Origin of the sequence: Amycolatopsis jejuensis (assembly GCF_000717335.1) — a bacterium.
GTDB lineage: Bacteria > Actinomycetota > Actinomycetes > Mycobacteriales > Pseudonocardiaceae > Amycolatopsis > Amycolatopsis jejuensis.
Window position 1 is genome coordinate 70,910 of sequence record NZ_JNYZ01000010.1, and the last position, 17,230, is coordinate 88,139.

Sequence of the window (17,230 nt, forward strand, 5' to 3'; positions counted from 1 at the left end):
AGTCTCGGTCAGGCGGCGGGGACCAGCACGGCGCCGTGGGTCAAGGCGGGATCGGGCCGGGCTCGCAACCCCTCGAACTCCACCGCCAGTACCCCGGTGTGTTCGGCAGGTTCGAGCCGGAACCCCTCGGCACCGCCGAGCAACCGGGTCACGGCCGCTTCGTCGGACGGCTGCACACCGAGCACGACTGTGCGCACCCCGGTGGCACCGTTGCGATGCGCAACCGCGGGCGGATGCTGAGGCGGGTCATAGGGGGTGACGAGGAACGGCAGCCGCGCGATGCGGGGGTAGCTGAACCGGAAGCGCGTCCGACGCCCGTCCGGCCGGGTCCGGGTCCAGCGCACGGCCCGCCCGGTGGCCACCCCGGCCGCCGCGAGGTCGGCCCGCAACGCATCCAGCCGCCGGTCGTCGACCAGGACGGCCACGTCGCAGAACCCCTCGCCACGCGCGGCCCATCCCACCATCCGGCGGCCCGCACCCCGGCCGAAAGCCAGGTCGAGGCCGACCCTCAGGACGCGGGCCGCACGCGGGGTGGTGAGGAGTTCGATGATCGGGCCATCGGGGAACCACACGTGGGCATGCAGCGCAGTGTCTTCCCGGGTCGCGAAATGCACGTCGAAACCCGCGGACCGGAAGTCGGCGACGGCGCTGGGCAGGTCGGTCACCCGTACCAGGACATGACTACACCGGCTCATCGGCAAGCCTCCCCAACGACAACACCGGCGGCTCGGCAGGCCGGATCAACTCGGGAATGCCGAGCACCGCAGTAAGATCCGCCCAAGCACGCGACACCGACAACGCCCACTGGCCACTGTGGACTCTCCGGCGCGGTTCCCGGATGTCACCGGCGAACCGGCGCAGCGCAGCCCGTACCGCGCCGGGCCACAGCCGGGAGAACACCTCGTGGTAGGTCCCCGGTTCCGGGCCCAGCGCCGAGGTACTGGGCACCCCGAGCCGTTCGGTTCCCGGCCCGGCCAGCACGAGGCGACCGGTGTGGTCGCGGGGCGAGTGCAGACGGGGATGCCAGAGCACCGGTCCGTGCGTGTCGGCCAGTGTCACCACCCCGGCGTCGGAACCGGCGGAAATCCGGTGCAGCAGATGCGAATGGTTGTCCGGATCCTCGGGGTGTACCTGGTTCTGCACCCGCAGGGTCACCGGCACGCCACCGATCGCCGCGTGCAGCGTCCGGAACGGCTGCTCCCCGGCGCAGGCCCCGGCGACGGTCTCGTCCACCGGCTGCGGGGCGCCGAACGCCCACGGGCGCAGGGTTCCGGCGGCCCGGCCCAGCACGTCGAGCAGCGGGTACGCGACCTGGCTGTTGCACGCCGCGTCCAGGAACGCCAGCCCGCCCACCGGGCGCAGCGCCCGTGCCGCGACGAGGAATCGCCGTACCGGAGCCAAATCCGGGTAGAGCGTGTGCACGGAGTAGGCCGCATCGGCTTCGCGGGCGGTCCGGAGATTCGCGGCGATCTCCTCGGCGTGTACGGGATGTTCTTGGAGGACATGGATTCCGCGCCGGAGAAACGCCCCTGCGAGGTCGCTCCCAGGCCCGCCGGTGGCGCCGGACCGCACGACCACGCACACCACGTCCGCCTCGGTCACCTCGGCAGGATCGGTGTGCAGGGGCACGTCGTACCGCGCCGCCAGTGCGCGGGAGAAGTCGCTGCCCTTCGCGAGAATCCCGGTGAGCACAAAGGACTCCGGAGCCGAACGGACGGCATCGAGGTAGATCCGGCCGAAGGCGGTACCGGCGACGACGACCCGCAACGGACGACTCACGACCCCACCGCCGCCGGTACCAGGTACCTGCTGACGCTGGCCAGCTTTTCCCGCGTCTCCTCCAGTTCGCGCTCGGGACGGGACCCGGCCACGATCCCGGCGCCCGCCCGCAACCACGTCCGCCCGTTCCGGCGGAACACGCTGCGCAGCACCAGCGCGGCATCCAGCGAGCCGTCGGGGTCCACCGCGACCACGGCGCCGCTGTACAGCCCCCGCGGGCCGTCCTCCAGGCGGCGCAGCAACGCACACGCTTCACTCTTCGGAATCCCGGATGCCGTCACCGCCGGAAACAGCCCGGCCAGTGCGTCCCAAGCGTCCTTGCCCGGACGGAGTTCCCCGGTCAGCTCGGACGCCAGGTGCTGCACGCTCCCGCGTTCCTTGACCGTCATGAACTCGCCGACCCGGACCGTCCCCGGAACGCAGAACCCGGCCAGTTCCGCAGCCGCGAGCCGCACCGACACCGCGTGCTCGAAGACCTCCTTCGCGTCGCGGTACAGCTCCGCCCGCCCGGCCGCGTCGGTGTGCCGGTCGCCGGTGAGCGCCCGGGTACCGGCGAGCGGTTGCGTCGTCACCTTCCGCGCGGCGTCGATCCGCGCGACGATCTCGGGACTGAACCCGGCCACCTCCCAACCGCCCAGCCGCAACAGGAACGAGCGCGCGGGCTGGTTCGCGCGGCGACCGGCCAGGTAGGTGGCAGGCAGGTCGAGGGCAGCCAAGACCGGCACGGCCCGCGACAGGATGACCTTGTCCAGCTCACCCGCGCGGATGGCTTGCACCGCAGCGGCGACCGCCTCCAGGTAGTCCTCGGCGCCGTGGTCGGCCACCGGAATCCGCCCGGCAGGTTCGACCCCGGATCGCGCCGCCGCGGTCACGCGCCTGGCCAGCTCGTCCAGTTCCGGCTCGCTTCCGGCGATCAGGACGGCTTCGCCCCGGGTGAAGATGATTTCCCTGCGGGGCAGGAAGAACCGGGCGACGACGTCGTCCGCGACCGGTTCGAACAGCTCGGCCGCGACCCAGCCGTACGCCCGGCACCCGGCCCGGCGCAACGCCGCTCCCACTGCAGGCAGCGGCCCCTGCGCCGCCGGGAAGTCTTCCTCCTGCCCGCCCTCGCGCAACCGGACACAGCCGGGGCGCGCTTCGACGGTCGCACGTTCTCCCTCGGCCCAGGTGACCACTCCGCCGTTTTCGTAGAGGAGGTGCGGTTCCTGCGAGGTGGAGCAGAGAGCGGCCGCGGTCGCCACCGCGTCCCCGGCAAACGAAAGCACGCGTCTCATCCGGCCACCCCCTGCGGCATCGCGATCAGCCCCTGCACCGCTTTCCGATGTTCGAGCAGGTAGAAATGCCCACCGGGAAACGAATGCACGGCGAACGGGCCGGTGGTGTGCGCCGCCCATTTCCGCGCCTGCCGGAGGTCCACCTCGGTGTCCTCGGTGCCGAAGACGGCGGTCACCGGGCACTGCAGCGACGCCCCCGCAGTGGGCCGATGGGTCTCGGCAAGCCGGAAGTCGGCCCGGATCGCGGGCAGGAACACCTCCCGCGCCGCCGGGCTGCGCAGTACCTCGGTGCCGACGCCGCCGAGCCGGTCCAGCTCGGACACCAGCCCGGCGTCGTCGCGCAGATGCACGTCGCCGGTGACCGGTTCCGACGGCGCCGCCCGCCCCGACACCACCAGATGGGCGACCCGGACGTGGTGCCGCTGCTCGAGTTCCCGCGCCACCTCGTAGGCGACCAGCGCCCCGAGACTGTGCCCGAAGAGCACGAGCGGCACCTGCGCGATTCCGGCCACCGCATCGGCGATCAGCCGGGCCAGCTCCGGTATGTCGTCCGGGCCTTGCTCGGCCAGCCGGTCTTCCCGGCCCGGGTACTGGACCGCGAGCACGTCCGAGTCCGCGTCCAGGTCCGCCGCCCAATTCAGGTAGAAGCTCGCGGTCCCCCCGGCGTGCGGCAGGCACACGAGCCGGGTCCCGCACTCCGCCGGGGACCGACGGCGGCGCAGCCATGCGTCACGCACGGTCAGCGCTGGTCTGTCATCACCCATACGGGACATCCAATCGGTTAGTGATAATGATTGTCAATGTCGTTTAGTGAGTGTGGCGTCACCCTCACCAAACTCAGCACCCCAGTTGTGAAGTAAGGCTAGGCTAGCCTAATTAAGCGCGTGGCAACGGCGACGAGGTCCGTCCGGACCGGCCGGGATGCACGATCGGGAAACCCGGGTGCGGCCAACCCCGGCCGGACATCGCCGGACATCGCCGGACATCGCCGCCGGGTGGCTGGTGCCGCCCGGCCGGTCGGCGGGGCGGGGCGCGCCGGGCCACGGGTGGCGGGCCAGGTACGGCTGCGACGACACTGGACGCGGACAGCACTCCGGGAGGGTTGCAGGCAATGGTGCGGGTGGTCGTCGTCGACGACGAGGAGCTGGTGCGGTCGGGGTTCCGGCTCATCCTGGAAGCGGCAGGCGACATCGAGGTGGTGGCGACGGCGACCGGCGCGGACGCGGTCAAGGAAATCGGCCTGCACCGGCCGGACGTCGTGCTGCTGGACATCCGGATGCCCGATGTGGACGGGCTCACCGTGCTGCGCGAACTGCGCCGCCGGAAGGATCCGCCCGCAATCGCGATGCTCACCACCTTCGACTCCGACGAGTACATCGCGGTCGCCCTGCGTTCGGGCGCGGCCGGGTTCATCCTCAAGGACACCGCGCCCGACCAGCTCGCCCAGCTGGTGCGGACGCTCGCCGTCGGCGGGGTGGTGCTGTCGGCGAAGGTCACGCGCACGGTCGTCGACGGTTACCTCGAATCGGGTGCCGGATCGTCGGCCGCGAGCCAGGTCGCGCATCTGTCCGAACGGGAACGAGCGGTGCTCGTGCTGATTGCCGAAGGGCTGTCGAATGCGGAAATCGCCGCCCGGCTGCATCTCGGCGTCGGCACGGTGAAGGATCACGTGAGTGCGCTGCTGACCAAACTGGACGTCGGCAACCGGGTACAGGCGGCGCTGGTCGCGCAGCGCGCCGGGCTGCTCGAAAGCCCGTCGTGAAACAGGTTCCGCCGTGGCTCATCGACGCCGGACTCATCACGGTCGCGGCTTCCGACGCATTCATGAACCGCTCCGAGAACTACTCTTGGATCGTCGCGGTCATTTCGCTCGCCGCTCTCGCCGGACGCCGGAAATGGCCCATTCCGGCGTTCGCGCTGACCTTGCCCGCTTTGGTGATCAATGGCATCACCATCCCGACCCTCATTGCGCTCTATTCGGTCGGGGAACGCATCGCCAACCGTTACGTCCTCACCGGTTGCGGCGTGCTCACCGCGATCGGTTACGCCTTCCCCGGGCTGAATTTCACCTTCCTGCGGCTCGATACACTCATGGTGATCATCTACGCGGTCATGGCCGCAGCCGCGCCCCTTTTCCTCGGCCGCCTGGTACGCACGCGAAAGGAACTCGCGCTGCGACTGGAAGAAGTGCGGCAGGCGCGCGAACATGAGGAAATACTGGGTGCGCAAGCTTTGCTGGCCAAGGAACGCAACCAGCTGGCCCGCGAAATGCACGACGTCGTTTCGCACCAGGTCAGCCTGATCGCGGTACAAGCGGGTGCGCTTGGGGTCAGCACGAATGACGTGACAGTGAAAAATGCAGCGGAGAAGGTCCGCCGCCTTTCGGTGGACACTTTGGACGAATTGCGGCATATGGTGAATCTGCTGCGGGCGTCGGGAACCCAAGCGACGGAACTGACTCCCCAGCCGACGCTGTCCGATTTGGAACGTCTGGTGTCCGGGAGCGGCATTGAGGCACGGCTCACCGGCGAAGTACCGGACGGGCTCGACAACGCCGTTCAGCGCACGATTTACCGTACGGTGCAAGAAGGATTGACCAATGTCCGCAAGCACGCCCCCGGCGGATGCGCGACGATCGAATTCGGCGGCGACGAATCGGAGCTGACCGTCACAGTCACCAACACCCCGCCGACCCGGCCGACGCTGGCCTTGCCGAGCGACCGGCACGGACTCGCCGGGTTGCAGGAACGCGCAGCGCTGCTGGGCGGTTCCGTGGAATCCGGGAAACTGCCCGACGGCGGTTTCCGGCTACGGCTGTCGCTGCCACTCGATCGGTGACGCCTTCCGCAGCCCGAAATACGTCAGCACGACCACGGCCAGCCCGATCACGTACGCGAGGACCAGCAGCCCCACCCGGCCGCTGAAATTCCCGCCGACCGGGGGAAGAACGACGGAGAACACCGCGACCAGCGTGATCAACGCGGCCCGCGCGCGACCGGCCGGAAGCGACGCGGCGAGCGGAATTGCCGCCCACAGCAGGTACCACGGCTGCACTGCCGGACCGAACACGACGACCACCGCGAGCATCAGGCCCAGCGAGCGGACCGCGTCGATCCGCCCGGTCCATTGCCGGTGCAGTACCACTGCAATGCCCACCACCGTGAGGACGTACCCGATGATCTTGCCGACCCCGATCATCGTCTGCGTGACGTTCAAGCCGAACAGCGAGCCGATGCCGCCGGTGAGGAAACCGAACCAGTTCGTGGGCGCCATCCAGCTGTTGACCTGCCCGGACGTACCCAGCGCGGACACCCAGCTGAACCCGTGCCCGGTCAGCAGCGAAATCGCCACGGAGACCACGGCGAAGGTCGCGACCATCGCCGCACCGGCGAGCAGGAACCCGGTGACGCGGCGGCGGGCGAGCGCCGTGCCGACCGCCGCCAGCGCGACCAGCGCAGGCAGCTTCACCTCCGCACCGAGCGCGATGAGCAGCACCCCACCGGCGAGAGGCCACCAGCGGATCCGGTCGCGGACCGCGCCGAGCGCGATGGCTGTGCCCGCGATCATCAGGCCGAGCATGAGGGCGTCGTTGTGCACTCCGGCCACGACATGCCAGAGGACCAGCGGGTTCAGCACCCCGAGCCAGAGCGCGACCCGTGGCGAGCCGGTCGCCAGCCGCGGCACCGCCCACACGATCAGCGCGAGACCCAGCACCTCGACGAGCCGGTGCAACGCCACGCCGGCCACCGGGTTGCCGCCCGAAACCTGCGCAATCACCCGCTCGACGGTGCCGAACAGCGGCCCGTACGGCGACGGCGTTTCCCGCCAGTAACCGCTGACCCGCCCGACGATGTCCGACGCCGGTCCGAGCGCCTGCACCGGCCCGACGACGTTGACGTCGAACCCCCGCGCGGCGACGGCGCCTTGGGCGAGGTAGCTGAAGACGTCCCCGCTGAACAGCGGCGGGACGACGAGAAGCGGACCGCACCAGAGAACGAGGGTCCACCGGAGCCAGGCAACGGTGGTCTCGGCCATTCCGACCAGCACCCACCCGAGCACGACCAGTCCGACCCCGGCAATCCCTCCGGCGTACGGCAGCACGCCGGACATCCCCGCGTTCCCCGCGAACACCGCCGCGACCAGCAGCAGAACGCCCCCGAACCCGGTCCAGCGCGCGCCCGCGGGCGACGCGAACCCGAACGCCCGCACGGACCACGAGGGGGCAAGCGTCGGACTGCTCATTCCGTGATCGTATCTGCCGATCCGCCGGGGAGCCGGGCGCGGGTCAGTACATTGTGGACAGTCACGGACCCCAGCCGCCGCCCAGCGCCAGGAGCCGCACCTGCAGTTCCAGGGTGAACCGCTCGACCGCGTCGTCCAGATTGACCTCGCACAGCTGCTCGATCCGCTGCAACCGGTAGCGGAACGTGTTTCGGTGTACCCGCAGCGCCGCGGCCGCGCGGGTGACGTCACAGCCCGCGTCGAACCACTTCAGCAGCGTGTCCAGGTACTCGACGCTGCGCGGGGACGCGTCGTGGCGCAGGACGTCCAACGCGCCGTTCAACAGGCCTGGGTGATGCTCCGCCACCGAGGCCAGTTCGGCGATCACCAGGTGAGCGTGCAGGCCGGCGAGGTCGGCCGTCGCTGGGGTCGGGCGGCTCGATAGGACCTCGATGGCCTGCCGTAGCAGTCGTCCTTCGCTGCGGACGACACCTCCGGTCGGTAGCGGGCGGCTAACGCAGGCCACCAGAGGCGCGCTGACGGCCGTCGCGACACGGTGGCGTAGACGGTCAGCCAGGGTGTCGCCCGGGGAGAACGGCATCAGGACGTACGCGACGGAATTCACCACAGCCGTCGCGGCGCTGCGGTTCAGCATTCGTACGCAACGGGCTAGTACGCCTTCGATTTCCGGTGTCAACCCGGGCGATTCGTGTGCGCCAAGGCCGATCATGACCCAGCCACCCGGAGCCGGGCCCAGGCGTTCGGTCAACGCTTCGGCGGAGCCCGCGCCGGAAAGCAGGCCGCGGAGCAGCTCCGCTCGTACGGCGTCCTCCTCGTCGCGGGCAGCGGGTTCACCCAGGAACCACGCGGCGGCGGCGGTCGCGACGTCCTCCAGCACCCGCGGCGCAGACGGCGGCGTGTCCGCCCCCGGCGACAACACGACGTGCCCGACGACCTGGTTGCCGACCAGAATCCGGGTCACCAAACGACTTCCGGCGACGTCGATCCACCCGGCCGTCCGCCGCGTCGGTGTCAAGTGTTCCCGCAACGCCGCGGGCGCGCGCCGGGCGAGGATCGTCTCGGTGGTGAAGGCGTCGACCGTTCTCCCGCAGGCGAAAGCGAGCACGCGCGACCCGGCGTCGGTCAGGAGCACGCTGCCGTCCAGTGCCAGCGCCGCGCTTTCGGCGAGGTCGAACAGTCCCCCGGCCGTCGGTGCCGGGTCGCGGACCCCGAACCCGGCCGCCGACCGCAACGACCGCGCCAGCGCGGCGAGTTCTCCCCAGCTCACCGATTCGGCCACCGCCAGCACGGGCACCCCGGCGGTCGCCGCGTCGAACTCCCCCGGCAGCTCACGGACGACCACCGCCGCGGCATCCGCGGCCCGGGCCGCGGCGAGTGCGTCGGCGAAGTCCCGGGGTTCCGGCACGAGCACGAGCTGGTGCGTCGCGAGCGGCCGGTCCGGGTCCCAGGTCGCGACCCCGGCGAGCGGCCGGTCGAGCCCCGCCGCCGGAGCCGGCACCATCAGCCACCCGCGCCGCGCCGCGATCAGCTGCCGCAGCGGGATCGGCGAGACCTCGGCAGCCACGGGCCGGTTGTCCACCACCGTCATTGGGGGTACCTCGCCTTCCACCAGGGGAGAAATCCCAGGTTAGGAAGGAGTCCGGCGGCCGTCAGTGGGCTCTGTGCCCTGCTTGGGCCGCCGGGGTGGGCGCTGAGCCAAGTCAATCCCAGTCGACGTCCGCGGCCCGGGTGGCGAGATGCACGGCCAGCCGATCGTCCGGGTCGTCGAGATTCGCTGCCACCAGCCGGGTCACGCGTTCCATCCGCTGCATGACGGTATTGCGGTGCACGCCGAGCAACACCGCGGCTGCTTTCGCCGACGACTGGCAATCCAGGTACGCCCGCAGAGTCCGGATCAGCTCACCCGACGGATCGGCCTCCCGCAGCGGCGCCAGCAGGTCGGCCGCCGCGCCACGCAAGGGCGCCGAACCGTACCAGGCCGCAAGCAGCCGCCGGGTACTGACCGCGTCGAAGTGCTCGACGGTCGCCGGACGCCGGACTGTCCGCGCGAGCAGCGCCGCCTGCCGCGCCTGATCCGCCGAACGGCCGATCCCCGCCGCACCCGCGTGCGCGCCGCCGAGCCCTGCACACAACCGCAGGCCAGGATGCTCGGCTTCGACCGCAGCGAGCGCCTCCGCGACCCGGCGCGCCAGCGGTCCAGGGTCAGCCTCGGCGTCGGTCGTCGACCAGAACACCCAGCCCTCACCCCGTTCCGCAAGCGCCGCGCCGACCTGGTCCTCCAGCTCAGCCCCGAGCGCAGACAACCGCACGGCCGGTGCGGCGGCCGACACCTGGACGTGCACCGCCGTATGCCACCCCGCAAGCCGCCAGCCGAGCGCAGTCGCCCGCTCGACGGTGCGCCGTCCGGGATCATCGGGTTGTTCGATGATTTCGTTGAGCAGCAACGACCTTCGCCGATGCTCCCGCTCCACCCGAACCGCATCACCCGCCACCCGCACGGCGAACGCCAACGCAGCAATCGCCACCGCCCGCCGGATCGGCTCGAGCAGCACGCCGGTCGCCGACGCAGGCAGCCGCACCACAATCCACGAAACCGCCGGGCCTACTGGGTCGACCTGCACTGGCTGGAGGAGCAAATCGGTGCCGCGGAGGTGGACCGTGGTGGCGACCGGGTGCGAGGTGCTCAGTTCAGCGCCGGTCTCGGCCTCGGACGCGGTCTCGGCGCCGGTCTTGGTCGCGGTCTTGGTCGCGGTCTTGGCGCCAGTCTTGGCCGCGGTCTCAGCGCCGCTCCTGGTCGCGGTTTCGGCGCCAGTCTTGGTCGCGGTCGCGGTGTTGGCCGCGGTCGCGGTGCCAGTCTTGGCCGCGGTCCCAGCGCCGCTCCTGGTCGCTGCCTCAGCGCCGCTCCTGGTCGCTGTCTCAGCGCCGGTCTTGGTCGCGGGCCCAGCACCGCTCCTGGTCGCGGTCTCGGCACCGGTCTCGGCCTCGGTCGCCTCGCCTGCGAGCAGGGCATGCACCGCCGGATTCCCGGCCACGAAACGCGATTCCGCGTCGACGAGCGCGACCGGTTCCCCAAGCGTGTCAGCCAGCATCGACGTGAGCGCATTCGCATTGGCCGGCGGCCGTTGGAACCGCCGGGCAGCATCGCTGAGCACGCGCAACCCAGCGATCTCCGGCGCCCGCACATACGGATCGAAGGCCGTGACGACGCGCACCGGCGCGAGATCCTCGACGCCGATCAGCGGCAGCGCAAACCGATCCGCCAGCCGCCGGGTGACCAAGGGAACCTGCCGCACCGTACGAGCCGCAACCAACCCGGACAGCCCAGCCCCGGCAGCCAGCCGAATCGCGAGGTCCACGGCGAGGTCGTCAAGTGCGAGCTGCTCCCTGCCGAACACCACGACACTGCCTGGCGCGAGAGCGGAAATCTCATGCACACTCGTGCCGACGACGACCACACGCACCGGCCGCCTCAGCCCACCGGCACCACCGAGGATTTCGTACCCCTCCAGGAGGTTCAGGTCGAGTAACTGGCCGAGCGTGACGGCAGCCGTGGTCACCACGAGACCACCTCCGCCGGATCGAGCAGCTGCCCGAGCGTCACGGACGCCGGGGTCACCACAAGACCACCCCCAGCCGGTTCAGGTCGAGCAACCGGCCGAGCGCGACAGACGCCGACGTCACCACGAGACCACCACCAGCAGATCCAGACCCAGCAACCAACCGAGCGCGACGGACACCCGACTCACCACGAGATCACCTCCGCCGGATCCAGCACCGGCCCGATCGCCATAACCTGCAGCCGTGCCGCGGGCACCGGAACGTAGGTCATCAACGCCTCCCGCACCGGAATTTCCCGCAGCCGTGCCGGGTCCGCGCCCGCGCGCAAGGCCGCGTCGGCCGCCAGTCTGCGCGCTCGCGTCACCGCGTCCTGCCTGCCGCCGGAGCCCTGCCAGAAGATCCGGTCCACCGAGCCCGCCGCTTCCGCGGTCGCCGCTCCGACCGCCGCCACGAGGTCGCGTTCCTCCGGCGGCAACGTCTCGCCGACATCCACCACCGGGAGATCATCCTGCCGCGCCAGCACTTCCGCCAATCGCTCGCGCGGCACCACGGTCAGGCGCGGCATCCGCAATCCCGTCCGAAGACCCTCGATTTCCCGCGGTACTCCGGAATCCGGCAAGACCCCGTCGACCGTCACCCCGACGACCGCTTCGTCCGGACCGACCTCGACCACCACCGCGGACGACACTCCCGCCAGCCGCGCGGCGCCGTGGATCAAGCTGCCACGGGCCGCGCCGAGCCAGGCAGTGGCGTGCCGATGCGCGTCCGCAGCAGGCAGCACCGTGCCCTCGCCGCGGACCACGTACAGCTCGGCGTCCGTGGTACGCAAAACCGTTGCCAGCGCGTCGATTCGCGTTGCAGCAGCGTTGGCCAGCATCGCGTCGAGCACGGCAGTGTGCTCGCGCTCCAGAAGTCCGATTGCCTCCGTTTCGGCGCCGCGGACCACTGGGATGTCCGGCCCGAGTTCGTCGGCGAGCAAGGCCGTAGCTTGTTGTTCGTGTTCGGGATTCTCCAGCGCGTGCACCCCGGCGACCGCGACCGCGTCGACCCTCCCCGCACACGCGCGCGCGAATTCGGCCACTGCAGGCAGGTCCAGGTCAGCGGCGACCCGGCCGTCGTACTCGTGCCCGCCACGCACCATGCGCACCGGACCCACGAGTGACGTCCGCGCCCAGCCGACGAGCGGCGGCACCACAGTCGCGGCCGGCGCACCGATGCGCAGCACGCCGACGCGTGCCCCGTCCACGAGCGCGGGCTGCGTTCGCAGCACACCGCCGCGAACGCCCTCCGCCAGCGCGGGCTGCGTTCCCACCACGCCAACGCGCGTCCCGTCAACCGGCGCGGGATGCCTTCGCGGCACACCGACGCGTGCACCATCGGTCAGCATGGGCGGCGGCAGAATCGCCACCACCCGGTCGACCGGCCCGATCCCGCTCGCGAAGAACGCCTTCAGCACCTGCTCCGGTGCATCCCGTCCCGGCCGCCCGCGATGCACCGCGACGATCCGCCCGTCCCGGTCCAGCGCAACAGCGCGAGCCCCTACACCATCCAACCCCACCCTCAACCCGCTACTCATCATGCACCACCGAACCGCACCGGATCAACCGAATATCCGAACGCGCGCGGACCCACCATCGCCAATCCTGCGTCGGTGTGCCATCGCGCGTCACCCGGGCTGACCAGAACGTGTATTTCTTGTCCCAGCACCAGATCCACCGTCTGCACCAGGATGCCGGTATCCGCGTCGGCGAAGGTGATGAGGTCCGGAACCGTTGCCAGCACAGTGCCATCGCGGCTGAGGACCAGGTTTTCGTTCTGGAAGTCGATGCGGGCGAACCCGTCCGGCGTGCGCAGCGAGACAACGCCGCGCGGCCAGCCGTCGGTGGAGTTCTGCACGAGTTCCGCGACCGTTCCCGTGCACACCAGACTTCCGCCGCACGCACGCAGAAACGGCTCCAGGCCAGGCTCGGCGAGCGCCGCCCCGATCCGCGCGCATTCCGACACCGCGCCGGCAGTACCCAGTCCGGCACAATCCGCCGCCGTGACACGGTACGCACTGATCAACGCGACCAGCCCGAGCGACGGCATCACCGCACGGAGCATCTCCCCCAGCACAGTCGCCTCGCCGCTGGTGAACTCCGCCACCACCCCGGCCCCGCCGACGACCGTGACCGGCGCGACCGGATGTCCGGCCAAATGCAGCAGAGTCAGGTCGATCGACGGCAGCGTGCGACCCATCAGATCGGCGTCCAGGCACGGCAACCCGAGTTGCGCGGCGACCGCCAGCGGCACGGCCAGGTTCACGCTCCCCCGCTGCACCGGCAGCACTGCCACGCATTCGCGGCCCGCACGCGCCTCCACCGCCGAACGCAACGTCTCCGCGTCCGCCAAGCTGTGCGCCTTCTCGGCCAGCGCGTACGGAACACCGGCGGAAATCACCGGCAGCACGAACGCGTCGGGGTCGAACCGGGCGGCGTCGACCAGCGGAACCGGACCGTGCCGACGGAGCGCGGCGACGAGCATTTCTCGCCCGAGGTGCAGGTCACCGCCGCCTCCGCTGCCGAAATGCGCGGCGCCGCGGAGGACGTCGTCGAGCGCGCCTTCGGTCACCTGCTCCATCCGGAAACCTTAACTGCCACCCCGGAAATTCGCGTACAACCGGGCGAAGGTCCGTGCTGCCGTCGCCAGGTCGGCGACCACCACGTATTCGTCGGCGGCATGGGCGACCTTCATCGAGCCCGGGCCGTACACCACCGCCGGAATGCCGAGCTGGTTACGGAGAAACCTCGCATCGGTACCGAGATACAGCCCGCGGATCGGCGCGCTGTCCGCCGCTTCTCGCACTTGAGACACGAACGGGTGATCCGCTTCGATTTGAGAACCTTCGGCGAACGCCAGGACGTCTGCCTCGATATGAAAATCTCCCACTGCATCGACAAGTTCAAACAAGCTCTTCAGCGCTTCTTCCGCCGACTGGCCGGGCAGCACCCGCCGGTCCAGCCTGATCCGGCAGCTCGCGGCGACCACGTTGGCCGAGACCCCGCCCTCGATGGTCCCGGCGTTGCACGTGGGCGAGCCGAGCAGCGGATGCTGCGCGCCGAAATCGGCCAGGTGCAGAGCCGTGACGATCCTGGCCGCGTCGGCCACCGCAGACCGCCCGACGGCCGGGTCGCTGCCGTGCGCGGCTTTGCCGTGCACGGTCAGTTCCACGAGCAACGCACCCCGTTCCGCCACGCACACCTGCAGGTCGCTGGGCTCGGGCACCACGGCTGCGTCGGCCCGCACGCGCCCGGACGCGACCAGCGCCTGGGTACCGGCTTGGCTGCCGGTTTCCTCGTCGGCGACGAAGTGGAACGCGAGCGTCGACGGCGGCTCGATCCCGGCGTCCCGGCAAGCCCGCAACCCCTCGATCGCCGCGGCGATCCCGCCCTTCATGTCGCAGGCGCCCCGCCCGTACAACCGGTCACCGCGCACCTCGCCACCGAACGGCGGCACCGACCAGTCGGCCTCGGTCACCGGCACGGTGTCGATGTGCCCGTTGACGAGCAGGGTCGGCCCATCGCCACGCCCGACGGTGGCCAGCACGGACGGCCGCCCCAGCACGGGTTCGAAGATCTCGATCTCGGCGCCGAGCTCACGCATCACCGCCACGAGCGGTTCCACCACGGGCTGCTCGCCACCGGGCGGATTCCTGGTGTCGCACTGGATCAGCCGACTGGTCAGCTCGGTTACGCGGCGCTCGTCCACGGCTCCTGCGACGTCGGTCATCGAGCCCCTCCCGGCATTGTGGCGGACGCCCTGCCGTTGAGAAAACCCAGCGGCGCCAACCCTTCCGCAAACCCGGCCTGCGCCGAACGGACCACCCCATCGCCGCGGCCCGGCAGCACCTTCGACAGTGGCTCCAGTGCGACCGGCGACTCCACTGTCGCCAGCGGCAGCTCGGTCACGAGCGGCTCCACCACCAGCCGCTCCACCGCCGCCAGCGGCAGCCCCGTCACCGACAGCTCCACCGCGACCAGAGGCAGCTCCGTCACCAGCGGCACCACCGCCACCGGCGACTCCACCGTCGCGAGCGACAGCTCCGGGACCAACGGCACCACCGCCACCGACGGCAACACCGTCACCTGCCCACCACCGGACCGATCCCTCGCGTCACCCCCCACCACCCGACCGGTCGACCCCCGCACATCAGCCGCATCCGCAACGTCGATCACCGTACGCCTCCCACCAACGCAGCGAGGGCCTCCGCATCGAGAAAACCCAACGGCGCCAACCCCTCCACGAACCCGGCCAACGCCGGACGAAAGGCAGCAACCTCCGCGAACAACGCAGCCGCCTCAGCGAACCGCCTCGCCCGGGCGAGCAGCACCGAACGCCAGAAATCGGCCTCGCGATTGTCCGGCCCGATCGCCTCCGCGGCCTCGGCCAGCCCAGCCAACCGCGCGTCCAGCTCCTCCGACGACACGCCCGCAAACGGCCCGAGAGAAAGGCCACGACTGAACATCACTCCACCCACCACCGCAAAGGCCCGCGCGCGCGGAACCAGCCGGGCGAGCTCGGCGAGTGGATCGGGGTGGTCGTCGACCCGCAGGTCCACCACCACCTCGTTCCACGGTTCCGCGGTGCGCTTGCCGGACACCACCAGCAGCGCCGCCGACTGTGACCCGCGTACGTCGCCGCCGGCTGACTCACCGGCCTGCAGTCCGGCGAGGATCCGCGACGCGAGGTCGCCTTGCGCGGATTCGAAAGCTGCGAGGGCAGCGTCGCAGACCTCCGGCGTGGCGAGCATGTTTCCCTGCACGGTCACCTGATCGCCTTGCGCGGAAACAGCATTCGGTGCGCACGACGAGCCGGTGTGGGTACCGACGAGACCCTGCGCATCGACCACGCCGAGCTGCCGGTACGCGGCATCGGCATCCCCGGCGACGAGAATGTCCACAGTAGATTGAGAGGTGACGCCCTGGCGTAGCAGTGAAAGGCCGTTCGGCCCGTGCCCGACGTTGACGAAAGCCTGCGTCGCGACCGCTCCGACGCCCGCTTCCGCCCACGGGAGCAGCGCGCCGACGCCGAGGAAGTGCGTCTGCGCGCCGACGCCAAGGTGTCCGGTCGCCGGGTCCCGTGCCACGATGGAGTAGGTCACGCAACCGCTCCCGTGTGGTCCCGGAGGATTTCCGCCACGCGGGAAGGTTCCTCGAGCATCGGCAGGTGGCCGACGCCCGGCAGGATCCGTACGGTGCCGCCGGTTGCGTCGGCGAGTTCGCGGGACATGTCCGGCGGGCAGGTCGGGTCCTCGGTACCGGCGACCGCCAGCACGGGTGCGGAGACTTTCCCGGCGAGATGGCGGATGTCGGCCCCGAAAGCGCCGTGCAGGATCGCCGCGACGACGCTTTCCGCGCGCGTGCCTACCGCCGTCGCCATGACCTCGCGTACCCGTGGGGACCCGAGATGGGCCTGTCCGATGATCTGCGGCACCAGGTCGGCGAAGTAGTTCGCCGTGCCCTTCTGCCGTAGCTCGGCGACCATCTCGTCGATCGCCTCCGCCGGGACGCCGGTGCCGAGTGTCGACCCGAAGGTCGTCACGCTCAGCACCTGCTCCGGGTACAGCGCGGCCAGCGCAACGGAAATCGTCCCGCCGAGCGAGCCTCCGGCTAGGTGTACGCGGTCGAGGTCGAGGGCGTCGAGCACAGCGAGCACGTCCGGCGCGTAGCCGCCCTCCACGGTGAACGGCTCCAGCGGGGCCGATTCGCCGTGGCCGCGCAGGTCGACGGCCACCACCGGCCGGTCGACGAGTGCGGCTACGTCGGTCCACACCACCGCGGCGGAGTTGATCGGGTGCAGGAGCACGAGCGGGTCGCCGGGGCGGTTGCCGGTGGTGCGCACCACCGACAACCGGCCGTCCTCGACGTTCAGCCGTTCCAGCGGCATGTCATTCCGTCCCGTACTTCGGCATCTGCTGGTCCTGGATGCTGCAGTGCATGTGCCAGATCCGCCACGCGGGCTTGCCGTTGCCGTCGTCGCGGCGGTAGACCTCCGTGGCGCGGAACGGGGTCGCTACCGCGTCGCCGGGCTTGCCGTCCGGGCCGGGCATCACGAGGTCGCAGGTGCCCTCGGCAGTGAGCACGGCGACGTCGCCGAACACCTGCACGTCCGGACCCACCACGTCCTTGATCGCGGTGATGTTCACGCCGAGCGCAGGCAGGTTGAGCCACAGCCGGTGCTTGTCCAGTACGCCCTGGTAGGTGTGCCCGTTGAGGTTGAACTGGTGGTAGCCGTCGCCTTCGGGGAAGTACGGCAGCATCCGGTCGGCGATCAGCCCGACGTTCGCGTCGTACCAGCCGTTGTGCACCGCGAGGATCTGCTCGAGGTCGCCAGCCATG

The 17,230-nt window shown here is 70.7% G+C and carries 16 protein-coding genes; 2 read left to right on the forward strand and 14 right to left on the reverse strand.

Features of this window, described 5'->3' with window-relative positions; all coding sequences use genetic code 11:
- Positions 1 to 8 precede the first annotated feature (8 nt).
- From OO71_RS13960 to OO71_RS13975, 4 genes are read right to left on the reverse strand one after another with little or no spacing between them, the layout of a single operon-like run.
- Positions 9 to 695: a VOC family protein gene (locus OO71_RS13960; RefSeq protein WP_033290190.1), complete on the reverse strand. Its 687-nt coding sequence runs from the start codon at positions 693 to 695 to the stop codon at positions 9 to 11.
- Entirely contained in the window at positions 682 to 1,779 is a 1,098-nt protein-coding gene (locus OO71_RS13965) for a Gfo/Idh/MocA family oxidoreductase (protein WP_033290191.1), read from the reverse strand. Before OO71_RS13965 ends, OO71_RS13960 begins: the two co-directional genes overlap by 14 nt.
- Entirely contained in the window at positions 1,776 to 3,053 is a 1,278-nt protein-coding gene (locus OO71_RS13970; RefSeq protein ID WP_033290192.1) for a salicylate synthase, read from the reverse strand. The genes OO71_RS13965 and OO71_RS13970 overlap by 4 nt, the downstream gene beginning before the upstream one ends.
- Entirely contained in the window at positions 3,050 to 3,817 is a 768-nt protein-coding gene (locus tag OO71_RS13975; protein ID WP_033290193.1) for a thioesterase II family protein, read from the reverse strand. The genes OO71_RS13970 and OO71_RS13975 overlap by 4 nt, the downstream gene beginning before the upstream one ends.
- 347 nt (positions 3,818 to 4,164) lie before the next feature.
- Here OO71_RS13975 and OO71_RS13980 point away from each other — a divergent pair, with 347 nt between their 5' ends.
- Together OO71_RS13980 and OO71_RS13985 are read left to right on the forward strand one after the other, a co-directional pair.
- Positions 4,165 to 4,815: a response regulator gene (locus OO71_RS13980; RefSeq protein WP_033290194.1), complete on the forward strand. Its 651-nt coding sequence runs from the start codon at positions 4,165 to 4,167 to the stop codon at positions 4,813 to 4,815.
- Complete coding sequence (locus tag OO71_RS13985; protein WP_033290195.1) at positions 4,812 to 5,891, forward strand: sensor histidine kinase; 1,080 nt, start codon at positions 4,812 to 4,814, stop codon at positions 5,889 to 5,891. Before OO71_RS13980 ends, OO71_RS13985 begins: the two co-directional genes overlap by 4 nt.
- On the opposite strand, the gene mptB is transcribed toward OO71_RS13985, so the two are convergent.
- From mptB to OO71_RS14035, 10 genes are all read right to left on the reverse strand, one after another.
- The gene (mptB, locus tag OO71_RS13990) at positions 5,862 to 7,295 is read right to left on the reverse strand and encodes a polyprenol phosphomannose-dependent alpha 1,6 mannosyltransferase MptB (RefSeq protein WP_033290196.1); all 1,434 of its coding nucleotides are present in this window, start codon (positions 7,293 to 7,295) and stop codon (positions 5,862 to 5,864) included. The genes OO71_RS13985 and mptB overlap by 30 nt on opposite strands.
- A gap of 61 nt (positions 7,296 to 7,356) precedes the next feature.
- Positions 7,357 to 8,883, reverse strand: coding sequence for a PucR family transcriptional regulator (locus tag OO71_RS13995; protein WP_033290197.1), 1,527 nt, complete (start codon positions 8,881 to 8,883; stop codon positions 7,357 to 7,359).
- Positions 8,884 to 8,995: 112 nt separating this feature from the next.
- Complete coding sequence (locus tag OO71_RS48200; protein ID WP_245633661.1) at positions 8,996 to 10,852, reverse strand: PucR family transcriptional regulator; 1,857 nt, start codon at positions 10,850 to 10,852, stop codon at positions 8,996 to 8,998.
- Positions 10,853 to 11,037: 185 nt separating this feature from the next.
- Positions 11,038 to 12,411 carry a hydantoinase/oxoprolinase N-terminal domain-containing protein gene (locus OO71_RS14005; protein WP_425388675.1) on the reverse strand — a complete coding sequence of 458 codons (1,374 nt, stop codon included), beginning with the start codon at positions 12,409 to 12,411 and terminating at the stop codon, positions 11,038 to 11,040.
- A gap of 17 nt (positions 12,412 to 12,428) precedes the next feature.
- Positions 12,429 to 13,472 (reverse strand): S-methyl thiohydantoin desulfurase family protein, encoded by a 1,044-nt coding sequence (locus tag OO71_RS14010; RefSeq protein WP_033290199.1) that lies wholly within the window; start codon positions 13,470 to 13,472, stop codon positions 12,429 to 12,431.
- Between the two features lie 9 nt (positions 13,473 to 13,481).
- A complete protein-coding gene (locus OO71_RS14015; protein WP_033290200.1) occupies positions 13,482 to 14,621 on the reverse strand; it encodes a M20 family metallopeptidase in 1,140 nt (379 codons plus the stop codon).
- Positions 14,618 to 14,977: a hypothetical protein gene (locus OO71_RS14020; RefSeq protein ID WP_033290201.1), complete on the reverse strand. Its 360-nt coding sequence runs from the start codon at positions 14,975 to 14,977 to the stop codon at positions 14,618 to 14,620. Before OO71_RS14020 ends, OO71_RS14015 begins: the two co-directional genes overlap by 4 nt.
- An 86-nt stretch (positions 14,978 to 15,063) precedes the next feature.
- Positions 15,064 to 15,993 carry a DUF1028 domain-containing protein gene (locus OO71_RS14025; protein ID WP_033290202.1) on the reverse strand — a complete coding sequence of 310 codons (930 nt, stop codon included), beginning with the start codon at positions 15,991 to 15,993 and terminating at the stop codon, positions 15,064 to 15,066.
- Positions 15,990 to 16,778: an alpha/beta fold hydrolase gene (locus OO71_RS14030; RefSeq protein WP_084144932.1), complete on the reverse strand. Its 789-nt coding sequence runs from the start codon at positions 16,776 to 16,778 to the stop codon at positions 15,990 to 15,992. The genes OO71_RS14025 and OO71_RS14030 overlap by 4 nt, the downstream gene beginning before the upstream one ends.
- 1 nt (position 16,779) lies before the next feature.
- Positions 16,780 to 17,229 (reverse strand): nuclear transport factor 2 family protein, encoded by a 450-nt coding sequence (locus OO71_RS14035; protein WP_033290203.1) that lies wholly within the window; start codon positions 17,227 to 17,229, stop codon positions 16,780 to 16,782.
- Position 17,230: the final 1 nt, after the last annotated feature.